The 14,660-nt window shown below is 71.2% G+C and carries 13 protein-coding genes; 12 read left to right on the top strand and 1 reads right to left on the bottom strand.

Going from position 1 to position 14,660, the window contains the following annotated elements; genetic code table 11:
• The first annotated feature begins 14 nt into the window (after nt 1-14).
• From AB0927_RS17230 to AB0927_RS17175, 12 genes are all read left to right on the top strand, one after another.
• Nucleotides 15-557 carry a hypothetical protein gene (locus AB0927_RS17230; protein ID WP_366668418.1) on the top strand — a complete coding sequence of 181 codons (543 nt, stop codon included), beginning with the start codon at nt 15-17 and terminating at the stop codon, nt 555-557.
• Between the two features lie 125 nt (nt 558-682).
• Nucleotides 683-1,588 (top strand): pyridoxal 5'-phosphate synthase lyase subunit PdxS, encoded by a 906-nt coding sequence (gene pdxS, locus AB0927_RS17225; RefSeq protein WP_037651067.1) that lies wholly within the window; start codon nt 683-685, stop codon nt 1,586-1,588.
• 27 nt (nt 1,589-1,615) lie between these two features.
• A complete protein-coding gene (gene pdxT / locus AB0927_RS17220; protein ID WP_366668417.1) occupies nt 1,616-2,221 on the top strand; it encodes a pyridoxal 5'-phosphate synthase glutaminase subunit PdxT in 606 nt (201 codons plus the stop codon).
• A 48-nt stretch (nt 2,222-2,269) separates the two neighbouring features.
• Nucleotides 2,270-3,022, top strand: coding sequence for a YebC/PmpR family DNA-binding transcriptional regulator (locus tag AB0927_RS17215; protein ID WP_145483963.1), 753 nt, complete (start codon nt 2,270-2,272; stop codon nt 3,020-3,022).
• Between the two features lie 190 nt (nt 3,023-3,212).
• Nucleotides 3,213-3,752: a crossover junction endodeoxyribonuclease RuvC gene (gene ruvC / locus AB0927_RS17210; protein ID WP_366668416.1), complete on the top strand. Its 540-nt coding sequence runs from the start codon at nt 3,213-3,215 to the stop codon at nt 3,750-3,752.
• Nucleotides 3,749-4,357 (top strand): Holliday junction branch migration protein RuvA, encoded by a 609-nt coding sequence (gene ruvA / locus AB0927_RS17205; protein WP_366668415.1) that lies wholly within the window; start codon nt 3,749-3,751, stop codon nt 4,355-4,357. The genes ruvC and ruvA overlap by 4 nt, the downstream gene beginning before the upstream one ends.
• Before the next feature lie 25 nt (nt 4,358-4,382).
• Nucleotides 4,383-5,453 (top strand): Holliday junction branch migration DNA helicase RuvB, encoded by a 1,071-nt coding sequence (gene ruvB / locus AB0927_RS17200; RefSeq protein ID WP_366668414.1) that lies wholly within the window; start codon nt 4,383-4,385, stop codon nt 5,451-5,453.
• Between the two features lie 192 nt (nt 5,454-5,645).
• Nucleotides 5,646-6,143: a preprotein translocase subunit YajC gene (gene yajC, locus AB0927_RS17195; RefSeq protein WP_366668413.1), complete on the top strand. Its 498-nt coding sequence runs from the start codon at nt 5,646-5,648 to the stop codon at nt 6,141-6,143.
• A gap of 142 nt (nt 6,144-6,285) precedes the next feature.
• Nucleotides 6,286-8,079 carry a protein translocase subunit SecD gene (gene secD / locus AB0927_RS17190; protein WP_366668412.1) on the top strand — a complete coding sequence of 598 codons (1,794 nt, stop codon included), beginning with the start codon at nt 6,286-6,288 and terminating at the stop codon, nt 8,077-8,079.
• A gap of 3 nt (nt 8,080-8,082) precedes the next feature.
• A complete protein-coding gene (secF, locus tag AB0927_RS17185; RefSeq protein ID WP_366668411.1) occupies nt 8,083-9,180 on the top strand; it encodes a protein translocase subunit SecF in 1,098 nt (365 codons plus the stop codon).
• Nucleotides 9,177-9,716: an adenine phosphoribosyltransferase gene (locus AB0927_RS17180; protein WP_366668410.1), complete on the top strand. Its 540-nt coding sequence runs from the start codon at nt 9,177-9,179 to the stop codon at nt 9,714-9,716. Before secF ends, AB0927_RS17180 begins: the two co-directional genes overlap by 4 nt.
• A 1,027-nt stretch (nt 9,717-10,743) precedes the next feature.
• A complete protein-coding gene (locus tag AB0927_RS17175; protein ID WP_366668409.1) occupies nt 10,744-13,281 on the top strand; it encodes a bifunctional (p)ppGpp synthetase/guanosine-3',5'-bis(diphosphate) 3'-pyrophosphohydrolase in 2,538 nt (845 codons plus the stop codon).
• 75 nt (nt 13,282-13,356) lie between these two features.
• Here the strand turns inward: AB0927_RS17175 and AB0927_RS17170 are convergent, their stop codons facing one another.
• Nucleotides 13,357-14,586: a DUF349 domain-containing protein gene (locus tag AB0927_RS17170; protein WP_366668408.1), complete on the bottom strand. Its 1,230-nt coding sequence runs from the start codon at nt 14,584-14,586 to the stop codon at nt 13,357-13,359.
• Nucleotides 14,587-14,660 lie beyond the last annotated feature (74 nt).

Here is a 14,660-nt window from a genome sequence, read left to right as displayed (position 1 = left end):
GATAGCCTTCCCGCGTGACCGCAACCCTCATCTGGATCCTCGTCGCCCTCCTCGCGATCGGCGTCTACCTGAGCTGGACCGCAGGACGCCTGGACCGGCTGCACGTCCGGATGGACGCCGCCCGCGCCGCGCTCGACGCCCAGCTGCTGCGCCGCGCCTCCGTGGCCCAGGAACTCGCCACCTCGGGCGTGCTGGACCCGGCCGCCTCGATCGTGCTGTACGAGGCCGCGCACGCCGCCCGGCAGGCCGAGGAGGAGCAGCGGGAGGTCGCCGAGAGCGAACTGAGCCAGGCCCTGCGGGCGGTGTTCGGGGAGCCCGCCCAGGTGGAGGCCCTGCGCGAGGCCCCGGGCGGCGAGGACGCGGTCCACGAGCTGGCCGAGGCCGTGCGCCGGGTCCCGATGGCGCGCCGCTTCCACAACGACGCCGTGGGCGCCGCCCGACGGCTGCGCGAACACCGCAAGGTCCGCTGGTTCCGGCTGGCCGGCCACGCGCCCTTCCCGCTGGCCTTCGAGATGGACGACGAGCCCCCCGCCGCCCTGGTGGAACGGGCGGCCTGACGCCCTCACCTGCAATTCACAGCGAAAACGAGCCACCGGCTTTCCATTGGCCCTTGCTGTGGCCTGGTCGACTCGCGTTTCCTCGGTGCAGCAGAAAACCGTCTTTCACTTCAGTGAGGTCGCCCGTGTCCACCACCGAGAACCAGGCTCCCGAGACCGGTACCGCCCGCGTGAAGCGCGGCATGGCCGAGCAGCTCAAGGGCGGCGTCATCATGGACGTCGTCACCCCGGAGCAGGCGAAGATCGCCGAGGACGCGGGCGCCGTCGCCGTCATGGCCCTGGAGCGGGTCCCGGCCGACATCCGCAAGGACGGCGGCGTGGCCCGCATGTCCGACCCGGACATGATCGAGGGCATCATCGACGCCGTCTCGATCCCGGTCATGGCCAAGTCCCGCATCGGCCACTTCGTCGAGGCCCAGGTCCTCCAGTCCCTCGGTGTGGACTACATCGACGAGTCCGAGGTGCTCACCCCGGCCGACGAGGTCAACCACTCCGACAAGTGGGCCTTCACCACCCCGTTCGTGTGTGGCGCCACCAACCTGGGCGAGGCCCTGCGCCGCATCGCCGAGGGCGCCGCGATGATCCGCTCCAAGGGCGAGGCCGGCACCGGCAACGTCGTGGAGGCCGTGCGCCACCTGCGCCAGATCAAGGGCGAGATCGCCAAGCTGCGCGGCTGCGACAACAACGAGCTGTACGCCGCCGCCAAGGAGCTGCGCGCCCCCTACGAGCTGGTCAAGGAGGTCGCCGAGCTGGGCAAGCTCCCCGTGGTGCTGTTCTCCGCCGGCGGCGTGGCCACCCCGGCCGACGCGGCCCTGATGCGCCAGCTCGGCGCCGAGGGCGTGTTCGTCGGCTCCGGCATCTTCAAGTCCGGCGACCCGGCCAAGCGCGCCGCCGCCATCGTGAAGGCCACCACCTTCTACGACGACCCGAAGATCATCGCGGACGCGTCCCGCAACCTCGGCGAGGCCATGGTCGGCATCAACTGCGACACCCTCCCCGAGACCGAGCGCTACGCGAACCGCGGCTGGTAAGCCCGGACCCACAGGTACACGAATCCCATGAACACTCCTGTCATCGGCGTCCTGGCACTCCAGGGCGACGTACGGGAGCACCTCATCGCCCTGGCCGCGGCGGACGCCGTGGCCAGGCCGGTGCGGCGCCCCGAGGAACTCGCCGAGGTCGACGCCCTCGTCCTGCCCGGCGGCGAATCCACCACCATCTCCAAGCTGGCCGTGCTCTTCGGCGTGATGGAGCCCCTGCGCGCCCGGGTGCGCGCGGGCATGCCCGTCTACGGCACCTGCGCCGGCATGATCATGCTGGCCGACAAGATCCTCGACCCGCGCTCGGGCCAGGAGACCGTCGGCGGCATCGACATGATCGTGCGCCGCAACGCCTTCGGCCGCCAGAACGAGTCCTTCGAGGCCGCGGTCGACGTGCGGGGCATCACGGGCGATCCTGTGGAGGGCGTCTTCATCCGCGCCCCCTGGGTCGAGTCCGTGGGCGCGGACACCGAGGTGCTCGCCGAGCACGGCGGCCACATCGTCGCCGTCCGCCAGGGCAACGCGCTCGCCACGTCGTTCCACCCGGAACTGACCGGGGACCACCGGGTCCACGCCCTCTTCGTGGACATGGTGCGCGCCAACGCCACCGCGCAGTCCTTGTAGGATCTCAGGCGTTCGTTCATAGATGGGTAACGCGAAGGAGACAGGCAGATGTCCGGCCACTCTAAATGGGCTACGACGAAGCACAAGAAGGCCGTGATCGACGCCAAGCGCGGCAAGCTCTTCGCGAAGCTGATCAAGAACATCGAGGTCGCGGCGCGCATGGGCGGCGTCGACCTGGAGGGTAACCCGACTCTCTACGACGCCGTCCAGAAGGCCAAGAAGCAGTCGGTCCCGAACAAGAACATCGACTCCGCGATCAAGCGCGGCGGCGGTCTCGAGGCCGGCGGCGCCGACTACGAGACGATCATGTACGAGGGTTACGGCCCGAACGGTGTCGCGGTGCTCATCGAGTGCCTCACCGACAACCGCAACCGCGCCGCCTCCGACGTCCGCGTGGCCATGACCCGCAACGGCGGCAACATGGCCGACCCGGGCTCGGTGTCGTACCTCTTCAACCGCAAGGGCGTCGTCATCGTCCCCAAGGGCGAGCTGACCGAGGACGACGTGCTCGGTGCCGTCCTGGACGCCGGTGCCGAGGAGGTCAACGACCTCGGCGAGTCCTTCGAGGTGCTCAGCGAGGCCACCGACCTGGTCGCGGTCCGCACCGCCCTCCAGGAGGCCGGCATCGACTACGACTCCGCCGAGGCCAACTTCGTCCCGACCATGCAGGTCGAGCTGGACGAGGAGGGCGCCAAGAAGATCTTCAAGCTGATCGACGCCCTGGAGGACAGCGACGACGTGCAGAACGTCTTCGCCAACTTCGACGTGAGCGACGAGGTCATGGAGAAGGTCGACGCGTAACGCGCACGGCTGACCGACCGGGCCGACGGGACACACCCCGTCGGCCCGTCGCGTTGTCGGGCGCCGGGCCGTCCGGCGCGGGGTCGGCGGGCGTCGGTACGGGCGTTGGTGCGCGGCGTTGTCAGTGGCACCCGATAGCCTGCGCAAACAGGTGATCGAGCGGTCGGCGAGCGGCCGGAGGGAGGGGCCCGTGCGGGTGCTGGGGGTGGACCCGGGACTGACCCGGTGTGGTGTCGGCGTGGTCGAGGGGGTCGCGGGGCGCCCGCTCACCATGGTCGGCGTCGGCGTCGTACGCACCCCCGCGGACGCCGAACTCAGCCACCGGCTGCTCGCCGTCGAGCAGGGCATCGAACAGTGGCTGGACGAGCACCGGCCCGAGTTCGTCGCCGTGGAGCGCGTCTTCAGCCAGCACAACGTGCGCACCGTGATGGGCACCGCCCAGGCCAGCGCCGTCGCCATGCTGTGCGCCGCCCGCCGCGGCATCCCCGTCGCGCTGCACACCCCCAGCGAGGTCAAGGCCGCCGTCACCGGCTCGGGCCGCGCAGACAAGGCCCAGGTCGGCGCCATGGTCACCCGGCTCCTGCGGCTCGCCGCGCCGCCCAGACCCGCCGACGCCGCCGACGCCCTCGCCCTCGCCATCTGCCACATCTGGCGCGCCCCCGCCCAGAACCGGCTCCAGCAGGCCGTCGCCCTGCACACCGCCCACGCAACGAAAGGCCGTACGGCATGATCGCCTTCGTCAGCGGCACGGTCGCCGCGCTCGCCCCCGACGCCGCGGTGGTGGAGGTCGGCGGCGTCGGCATGGCCGTCCAGTGCACCCCGGACACCCTCTCCACACTCCGCGTCGGACAGCCCGCCAAACTGCACACCTCCCTGGTCGTGCGCGAGGACTCGCTGACCCTCTACGGCTTCGCGGACGACGACACCCGCCAGGTCTTCGAGCTGCTCCAGACCGCCAGCGGCGTCGGCCCCCGCCTCGCCCAGGCCATGCTCGCCGTGCACACCCCGGACGCGCTGCGCCGCGCCGTCGCCACCGGTGACGAGAAGGCCCTCACCGCGGTCCCCGGCATCGGCAAGAAGGGTGCCCAGAAGCTGCTCCTGGAGTTCAAGGACCGCCTCGGCGCGCCCGTCGGCGCCGCCGTGACCGGCGCCCCGGCCGTCACCCAGGGCTGGCGCGACCAGCTGCACGCGGCCCTCATCGGCCTCGGCTACGCCCCCCGCGAGGCCGACGAGGCCGTGGCCGCCGTGGCCCCCAGGGCCGAGGCGGCGGGCGGCACCCCGCAGGTCGGACCGCTGCTGAAGGCCGCCCTGCAGACCCTGAACCGAGCCCGCTGACCCCCACCCTGTTGAGGCACACCACATGAACTGGGACGACCCGGCCGACACCCCCGCCGCGGAGCGGCTGGTGGACTCCGTCGCCGACCGCGAGGACCAGGCCGTCGAGGCCGCCCTGCGCCCCAAGGACCTCGGCGAGTTCATCGGCCAGGAGAAGGTCCGCGAACAGCTCGACCTGGTGCTGCGGGCGGCCCGCGCGCGCGGCGCCACCGCCGACCACGTCCTGCTCTCCGGCGCCCCCGGCCTCGGCAAGACCACCCTGTCGATGATCATCGCGGCCGAGATGGGCGCCCCCATCCGCATCACCTCGGGACCGGCCATCCAGCACGCCGGCGACCTCGCCGCGATCCTCTCCTCCCTCCAGGAGGGCGAGGTCCTCTTCCTCGACGAGATCCACCGCATGTCCCGGCCCGCCGAGGAGATGCTCTACATGGCGATGGAGGACTTCCGGGTCGACGTCATCGTCGGCAAGGGCCCCGGCGCCACCGCCATCCCCCTCGAACTGCCCCCGTTCACCCTGGTCGGCGCCACCACCCGGGCCGGACTGCTGCCGCCCCCGCTGCGCGACCGCTTCGGCTTCACCGCGCACATGGAGTTCTACGAGCCCCGCGAACTGGAGCGCGTCGTGCACCGCTCCGCGCAGCTCCTGGACGTCGGCATCGAGCCGGACGGCGCCGCGGAGATCGCCGGCCGCTCCCGCGGCACCCCCCGCATCGCCAACCGCCTGCTGCGCCGCGTCCGCGACTACGCGCAGGTCAAGGCGGACGGCGTGATCACCCGCGAGATCGCCGCGGCCGCCCTCGCCGTCTACGAGGTCGACGCGCGGGGCCTGGACCGGCTGGACCGCGCCGTCCTGCAGGCTTTGCTGAAGCTTTTCGGTGGCGGCCCCGTCGGCCTGTCCACCCTGGCCGTCGCGGTGGGGGAGGAGCGGGAGACCGTCGAGGAGGTCGCGGAACCCTTCCTGGTCCGCGAGGGCCTGCTGGCCCGTACCCCGCGCGGCCGCGTCGCCACGCCCGCCGCCTGGACACACCTCGGTCTCACCCCGCCCGGCTCCGCCACGCCGGGAAACGGACAACAGGACCTGTTCGGGACGTGACGCCACGGGCACCGGGCGCCCCGCCGCTTCGGCAGTGGCCGAGTGAGGAACCCAGGTGCCATGCTGAGCGTTGTTCCATGTGTGCGGACTCGCTTAGACTCCGCCGATGCCGCCCTTGTGGGCGGCGCCGACACACCCCCATCCCCGAAAAGGCCGCTCTCCGTCGCGGTCGCGCGAAGGAAATCCCGTCCCGTGAATCCCTATACCCTTCTCCCGTTCATCGTGCTCATCGCCGCCATGTTCCTGATGACGCGCTCTGCGAAGAGGAAGCAGCAGCAGGCCGCGCAGATGCGCAACGAGATGCAGCCCGGATCCGGTGTCCGCACGATCGGGGGAATGTACGCGACGGTCAAGGAGATCAACGAGGACACCGTCCTCCTCGACGCCGCCCCCGGCGTCGACCTCCTCTTCGCGAAGAACGCGATCGGCGCCGTGCTCACCGACGACGAGTACAACCGCATCGTGCACGGCATCGAGCACGACCTGAAGTCCGACGCCGACATCGTCCCGGACGACGCCTCCTCCCTCACCGAGACCGACGAGACCGACGGATCCGCCGCCGCCTCCGACGACAAGATCGACCTCGGTAAGAAGGACGCCGACGAGGACGCCGCCGCCGGGTCCGAGGCCGCCGAGGCCAAGACGGAGGACCAGCCGAAGAAGACCGACGGCGACTCCGACGCGAAGTAGTCACGCCCCGGTGGTGCGCGAGACGGCATAATCACGCCCCGCGCACCACCGGGCGCGTCTGTTTCCCGCACGGGAGCCCGACACCAGTCATGGCCGCCGAGCGCCGCCGGGCGCCGAGCGGCCCGAGAGGGAGTACGAGAAGGTGGCAGCACCTAAGAAGGGCCGGAGCGCGAGCGCCCAGAGCAAACCAGGGCGCTCACTGGCCTTCATCCTGATCGCCATCGTGGCGCTCACCGGAGGGATGTTCGCCTCCGGGCACACCACTCCGCGTCTCGGCATCGACCTCGCCGGTGGTACGAGCATCACGCTCAAGGCGAAGGCCGACCAGGGGTCCGCGGTCAACAAGGCCAACATGGACACCGCGGTCGACATCATGAACCGCCGCGTCAACGGCCTCGGCGTCTCCGAAGCGGAGGTGCAGACCCAGGGAACCGACAACATCATCGTCAACATCCCGCGGGGCACCAACTCCAAGGAGGCCCAGCAGCAGGTCGGCACCACCGCCAAGCTCTACTTCCGGCCGGTTCTGGCGAGCGAGCCCAGCGGCGTCACGCCCAGCCCCTCGCCGAGCGGCTCCCCGACCGGCGGCTCCTCGCCCAAGCCGGGTGCCAGCCCCTCCCCGGGCGCCTCCTCCTCGCAGAAGGCCTCCTCCTCGTCGTCGTCCTCGCCGTCGACCACGTCCCCCACCGCCTCCGCGACCACCCAGGGCCGCGCGGTCACCGACGCGCTCAAGGCGGGCTCCAGCCCCTCGCCGAGCGCGACCCCCACCGGCGGCTCCTCGCCGCAGCCCACCCCGACCCCCTCGGGCAGCGCGGACACCGCCAAGCTCCAGGCCGAGTACGCCGCGCTGGACTGCTCCAAGGCCGACGATCGCGCCAAGGCCGGCAACAAGGCCAAGCCGAGTGACCCGACCATCGCCTGCGGCAAGGTCGGCAAGAACTACTACAAGTACGTGCTCGGGCCGGCCGCCGTGGACGGCACCGAGGTGAAGAAGGCCCAGGCCGTCTTCGACACCCAGGGCGCCTCCGGCTGGCAGGTCCAGATGACCTTCACCTCCAAGGGCGCCAAGAAGTTCGCCGACATCACGGGCCAGCTGGCGAAGAACCAGACCCCGCAGAACGAGTTCGGCATCGTCCTGGACGGCGAGGTCGTCTCCAGCCCGTACGTGAGCCAGGCCATCACCGGCGGCCAGGCGGAGATCTCCGGCAGCTTCACCCAGCAGGACGCGCAGAGCCTCGCCAACATGCTGTCGTACGGCGCCCTGCCGCTCTCCTTCCAGGAGCAGTCCGTCACCACCGTGACCGCCGCGCTCGGCGGTGAGCAGCTGCACGCCGGTCTGCTCGCCGGCGCCATCGGCCTGGCCCTGGTCGTGATCTACCTGGTGGTCTACTACCGCGGCCTGTCGCTGGTCGCCATGGCCTCCCTGGTGGTCTCCGCGATCCTCACCTACGTGATCATGTCGCTGCTCGGCCCGACCATCGGCTTCGCGCTGAACCTGCCGGCCGTCTGCGGCGCCATCGTCGCCATCGGTATCACCGCGGACTCGTTCATCGTCTACTTCGAACGCATAAGGGACGAGATCCGCGAGGGCCGCTCGCTGCGCCCCGCCGTCGAGCGTGCCTGGCCGCGCGCCCGGCGCACCGTCCTGGTCTCCGACTTCGTGTCGTTCCTCGCCGCCGCGGTCCTGTTCATCGTGACCGTCGGCAAGGTCCAGGGCTTCGCGTTCACGCTGGGCCTGACCACCGTGCTCGACGTGGTCGTCGTCTTCCTGTTCACCAAGCCGCTGATGACCCTGCTCGCCCGCCGCAAGTTCTTCGCGAACGGCCACAAGTGGTCCGGACTCGACCCGAAGAGCCTCGGCGGCAAGCCGCCGCTGCGCCGCACCCGCCGTCCCGCCGGCCCCGCCGCCGGCCCTGTCGACCCGAAGGAGGCGTGAGCGATGTCGAAACTCGGTTCCATCGGCGCCCGGCTGCACCGCGGCGAGATCAGCTACGACTTCATCGGCAAGCGCAAGATCTGGTACGGCGTCTCGATCCTGATCACCATCACGGCCATCCTCGGCCTGGCGGTGCGCGGCCTGAACATGAGCATCGACTTCCAGGGCGGTGCCGTCTTCACCACGCCGAACCACATGAGCACCTCGGTGGCCCAGGCGGAGACGTACGCCAAGGACGCCTCCGGCCACGAGGCCGTGGTGCAGAAGCTCGGCAACGGCAGCCTGCGCATCCAGATCGCCGGCGTGGACACCGCCGAGTCGGACAAGATCAAGGACAACCTCGCCAAGGACCTGAAGCTCAACCCCGAGAAGCTCGCCGCCGACCTGGTCGGCCCGAGCTGGGGCCAGCAGATCGCCAACAAGGCTTGGGAGGGCCTGGCGATCTTCATGGTGCTCGTCGTGATCTACCTGGCCATCGCCTTCGAGTGGCGCATGGCCATCGCGGCCCTGGTCGCCCTGATCCACGACATCACCATCACGACCGGTATCTACGCCCTGGTCGGCTTCGAGGTCTCGCCCGGCACCATCATCGGTCTGCTCACGATCCTCGGTTACTCGCTCTACGACACGGTCGTCGTCTTCGACAGCCTCAAGGAGCAGACGAAGGACATCACCCGGCAGACCCGCTTCACCTACAGCGAGATCGCCAACCGGTCGATCAACGGCACCCTGGTCCGCTCCATCAACACCACGGTCGTCGCCCTGCTGCCGGTCGCCGGTCTGCTCTTCATCGGCGGCGGCTTCCTCGGCGCCGGCGACCTCAACGACATCTCGCTGTCGCTGTTCGTCGGCCTCGCGGCCGGTGCGTACTCCTCGATCTTCATCGCCACCCCGCTCGTCGCCGACCTCAAGGAGCGCGAGCCCGCGATGAAGGCGCTCACCAAGCGGATCATGGCCAAGCGTGCCCAGGCCGCTTCGGAGGAGGACCTGACCACCGGGGGTGACGACCCCGAGGACGCCGCGCCCGCCGTGGTCGGCCCGCGCAACCAGCCCTCCACCCGTGGCCGCGGCCGCGGCCGTCAGGCGGGGAAGCGCCGATGACCGACATCCAGGAGCTGCTGCTCAGCCGCATCCGTGACGTAGCGGACTACCCGGAGCCGGGCGTGATGTTCAAGGACATCACCCCGCTCCTGGCGGACCCCGCCGCGTTCACCGTCCTCACCGACACGCTCGCGGGCATCGCCACGAGCACCGGCGCCACCAAGATCGTCGGCCTGGAGGCCCGGGGCTTCATCCTCGGCGCCCCCGTCGCGGTCCGCGCGGGCCTGGGCTTCATCCCGGTCCGCAAGGCCGGCAAGCTGCCCGGCGCCACCCTGAGCCAGGCCTACGACCTGGAGTACGGCTCGGCCGAGATCGAGGTGCACGCCGAGGACCTGACCTCCGGCGACCGCGTCCTGATCGTGGACGACGTCCTGGCCACCGGCGGCACCGCCGAGGCGGCGATCCACCTCATCCAGCGCGCCGGTGCCGAGGTCTCGGGCCTCGCGGTCCTGATGGAGCTGGGCTTCCTCGGCGGCCGCACCCGCCTGGAACCGGCCCTCGCGGGCGCCCCTCTGGAGGCCCTCCTCCAGGTCTGACCAACAACCGCGTACGGCCGCCCCGGCTCCCCGCCGAGGCGGCCGTACGCCATTCCCCACCGGCCCCCTCCGGACCCCCCCGCGCCGGACGGCCGCCGGTCGGACCGCCCCAGCGTGACGGCGCCCCGCCAGAGCTACTCCCACCGAGACACCCGCCGGCCCCGCGTCCGCCGGAACCGCTCCGGCCGGGATGGCCCCACCGGAATCGTCCCGGCCCCCACCGAGGCGGCCGTACGGCGTTCCCCGTTCCCCACCGGATTTCCCTCGCCGGAACCACGCCCTCCTGGGACCGGCCTGTCGGCGGGGATGGCGCCCCGCCGGAATAGCCCCGGCCACGACCACCCTTCCGGAGCCGCCGCCCCCCCCGGAGTCACCCCTTGCCAGGCCTCCGCCGGGCCTGCCCCACTGGGATCCCTCTGCCGGACCTCCGCCGGGCCCCCATGGTCTGCGCTCGCCCGCCCGGGATGGGCCCGTCGGAATCGGCCCGTCGTGATCGCGCCCGCCGGGACTTCGCCCGCTGGAATCTCCCCGCCAGGACTACCCCCGCCGAGCCCCCGCCTGTAGCGCCCCAGCCGGGCTCCGCCGGGTTCCCCGCGCGGACTGCGGCCGCCGGGCCCCGCCTGGACGGACTGCGGCTGCCGACGCTGCGTCCGGTGGAATCGCCCCGGCCGGGACCGCGTCCGCTGGAGTCGCCCTCACCAAGGACCAGCCACCGGGGTCGCCCCCTCTTGGGTCGCCTTCTGTGCGGGACCGCCCTTTCCGGGACCGGACCACCGCACAGAGACCACCCCCCCGGTACCGCCCCGTAGCGTCCGATGTTCCCGCCTCCGGAACCCAGGCCCTCCGGCCCTCCGTCGGCCCCGGGAATCGCTCCCCGGCAGTCTCACGGAATCCCACGTGCGCCCCCGGTGTTACGGGGGTAGTCGGTCCCTACGAACCGCCTGCGGGCGATCCGCGGCGGCGGGATCGCTACCATGGGGTCTCCGGAGCCTGACCGGGGGACCCGGAACGTGCACGAGGAGCCCTCTTGCCAGACGAGGCCCAGCCACTGGCCGCCGCCAAGCCCGAGCCCGCCTCGGCGCCCGCGGCCAAGCCCGCGCCGAACGTGTCGACCCCGAAGAACGACACCCGCGGGGCGGTCGAACACGCCCCGTCCGCGCCCGTCGAGAAGTCCGCGGAGGCCGCGCGTCCCAAACCGGCGGTCCCGGTGGAGCGCCCGGCCCAGCCCCCCGTCGTGCGCCCGCCCTCCGTGCAGCCCCGCACCGGCTCCTCCAACCGCGTCCGCGCCCGCCTGGCCCGCCTCGGCGTCCAGCGCGCCAACCCCTACAACCCGGTCCTGGAGCCGCTGCTGCGGATAGTGCGCAGCAACGACCCGAAGATCGAGAACTCCACCCTCCGCCAGATCGAGCGCGCCTACCAGGTCGCCGAGCGCTGGCACCGCGGCCAGAAGCGCAAGAGCGGCGACCCGTACATCACCCACCCGCTCGCGGTCACCACCATCCTCGCCGAGCTGGGCATGGACCCGGCCACGCTGATGGCGGGCCTGCTGCACGACACCGTCGAGGACACCGAGTACGGGCTCGACCAGCTGCGCCGCGACTTCGGCGACACCGTCGCCCTCCTCGTCGACGGCGTCACCAAGCTGGACAAGGTCAAGTTCGGCGAGGCCGCGCAGGCCGAGACCGTGCGCAAGATGGTCGTCGCCATGGCCAAGGACCCCCGCGTCCTGGTCATCAAGCTCGCCGACCGCCTGCACAACATGCGCACCATGCGCTACCTCAAGCGCGAGAAGCAGGAGAAGAAGGCGCGCGAGACCCTGGAGATCTACGCGCCGCTCGCCCACCGCCTGGGCATGAACACCATCAAGTGGGAACTGGAGGACCTCGCCTTCGCGATCCTCTACCCCAAGATGTACGACGAGATCGTCCGGCTGGTCGCCGAACGGGCGCCCAAGCGCGACGAGTACCTCGCCATAGTGACCGACGAGGTCCAGTCCGACCTGCGCGCCGCCCGCATCAAGGCGACCGTCACCGGCCGCCCGAAGCACTACTACAGCGTCTACCAGAAGATGATCGTCCGCGGCCGCGACTTCGCGGAGATCTACGACCTGGTGGGCATCCGTGTCCTCGTCGACACGGTCCGCGACTGCTACGCCGCCCTCGGCACCGTGCACGCGCGATGGAACCCGGTCCCCGGCCGGTTCAAGGACTACATCGCGATGCCCAAGTTCAACATGTACCAGTCGCTGCACACCACGGTGATCGGTCCCAACGGCAAGCCCGTCGAACTCCAGATCCGCACCTTCGACATGCACCGCCGCGCCGAGTACGGCATCGCCGCGCACTGGAAGTACAAGCAGGAGGCCGTCGCCGGCGCCTCCAAGGTGCGCACCGACGCGCCCAGGACGGCCGGCAAGGACAAGGACGCCATCAACGACATGGCGTGGCTGCGGCAGTTGCTGGACTGGCAGAAGGAGACCGAGGACCCGGGCGAGTTCCTGGAGTCCCTGCGCTTCGACCTGTCGCGCAACGAGGTCTTCGTCTTCACGCCCAAGGGCGACGTCATAGCGCTCCCGGCCGGCGCCACCCCGGTGGACTTCGCCTACGCCGTGCACACCGAGGTCGGCCACCGCACCATAGGCGCGCGGGTCAACGGCCGCCTCGTACCGCTCGAATCCACCCTGGACAACGGCGACCTGGTGGAGGTCTTCACCTCCAAGGCACCCGGCGCCGGGCCCTCCCGCGACTGGCTCGGCTTCGTCAAGTCGCCCCGGGCACGCAACAAGATCCGCGCCTGGTTCTCCAAGGAGCGCCGGGACGAGGCGATCGAGCAGGGCAAGGACGCCATCGTGCGGGCCATGCGCAAGCAGAACCTGCCGATCCAGCGCATCCTCAACGGCGACTCCCTGATCACGCTCGCCCACGAGATGCGCTACTCGGACATCTCCGCGCTGTACGCGGCGATAGGCGAGGGCCACGTCTCCGCGCCGCACATCGTGCAGAAGCTGGTGCAGGCCCTCGGCGGCGAGGAGGCCGCCACCGAGGAGATCGACGAGTCGGTCCCGCCGTCCCGCGGCCGTGGCCGCAAGCGCCGCTCCAGCGCCGACCCCGGCGTGGTGGTCAAGGGCGTCGACGACGTGTGGGTCAAGCTGGCCCGCTGCTGCACGCCCGTACCCGGCGATCCGATCATCGGCTTCGTCACCCGCGGCAGCGGCGTCTCCGTGCACCGCAGCGACTGCGTCAACGTGGAGTCGCTGTCCCGGGAACCGGAACGCATCCTCGACGTCGAGTGGGCACCCACCCAGTCCTCGGTCTTCCTGGTCGCGATCCAGGTCGAGGCACTGGACCGCTCCCGGCTGCTGTCGGACGTCACCCGCGTGCTGTCCGACCAGCACGTCAACATCCTCTCGGCCGCCGTCCAGACCTCCCGCGACCGCGTCGCCACCTCCCGCTTCACCTTCGAGATGGGCGACCCCAAGCACCTCGGCCACGTCCTGAAGGCCGTACGGGGCGTGGAGGGCGTGTACGACGTCTACCGCGTGACCTCGGGACGCAGCCGGTCGTAACCCGCCGCGGAACCGTGGCAGAACGCACGGGAAAGGGCCCCGTACACGCGTACGAGGCCCTTTCCTGCCGGCGAATCAGCCGCCGAACTCCTGCAGGCCCTTCAGGGCCTGGTCCAGCAGCGCCTGGCGGCCGTCCAGCTCCTTCTGCAGCTTGTCGGCCTTCGAGCTGTTGCCCTGCGCGCGGGCCTGCTCGATCTGCGCCACCAGCTTGTCCACGGCGGCCTGGAGCTGACCGGTCAGACCCTCGGCACGCGCACGCGCCTCCGGGTTCGTCCGGCGCCACTCGGCCTCCTCGGCCTCCTGGATCGCCCGCTCGACAGCGTGCATCCGGCCCTCGACCTTCGGCCGCGCGTCCCGCGGGACGTGACCGATGGCCTCCCAGCGCTCGTTGATCGAACGGAAGGCGGCGCGGGCGGCCTTCAGATCGCCGATCGGCAGGAGCTTCTCGGCCTCCTCGGCCAGCTCCTCCTTGAGCTTCAGGTTCTCCGACTGCTCCGCGTCCCGCTCGGCGAACACCGAGCTGCGCGCCGCGAAGAACAGGTCCTGGGCGCCGCGGAAGCGGTTCCACAGGTCGTCCTCGTGCTCGCGCTGGGCGCGGCCGGCCGCCTTCCACTCCGACATCAGATCGCGGTAACGGGCCGCCGTCGGACCCCAGTCCGTGGAGCCGGACAGCGCCTCGGCCTCGGCGACCAGCCGCTCCTTGACCCGACGGGCGTCCTCGCGCTGCGCGTCGAGCTGCGCGAAGTGCGCCTTGCGGCGCTTGGAGAACGCCGACCGGGCGTGCGAGAAGCGGTGCCACAGCTCGTCGTCGGACTTGCGGTCCAGACGCGGCAGCCCCTTCCAGGTGTCCACCAGCGCCCGCAGCCGCTCACCCGCGGCCCGCCACTGGTCGGACTGAGCCAGCTGCTCCGCCTCGGCGACCAGGTCCTCCTTGGCCTTGCGGGCCTCGTCGGACTGCTTGGCCCGCTGCGCCTTGCGCTCCTCGCGGCGGGCCTCGACCGTCTGCACCAGCTTGTCCAGCCGCTCGCGCAGCGCCGCCAGATCACCGACCGCGTGGTGCGCGTCCACCTGCTCGCGCAGATGGTCGATGGCCGCCTGGGCGTCCTTCGCCGACAGGTCGGTGGTGCGCACTCGCTTCTCGAGGAGGCCGATCTCGACAACCAGGCCCTCGTACTTGCGCTCGAAGTAGGCCAGCGCCTCCTCAGGGGAGCCGGCCGCCCACGATCCGACGACCTGCTCGCCGTCGGCCGTACGCACGTACACGGTCCCCGTCTCGTCGACGCGGCCCCACGGGTCGCTGCTCACAGCGCCTCCTCCACATGATGCCTGCGGGGCGCCTCAGCACCCCCGGGCATCGACCACAGTTTCGTCACGGCCAA

The organism is Streptomyces sp. NPDC048106 (genome assembly GCF_040706415.1).
Taxonomy (GTDB): domain Bacteria; phylum Actinomycetota; class Actinomycetes; order Streptomycetales; family Streptomycetaceae; genus Streptomyces.
Note: the sequence above shows the minus strand (reverse complement) of the source record. Positions and strands in the feature narration are given on the sequence as shown.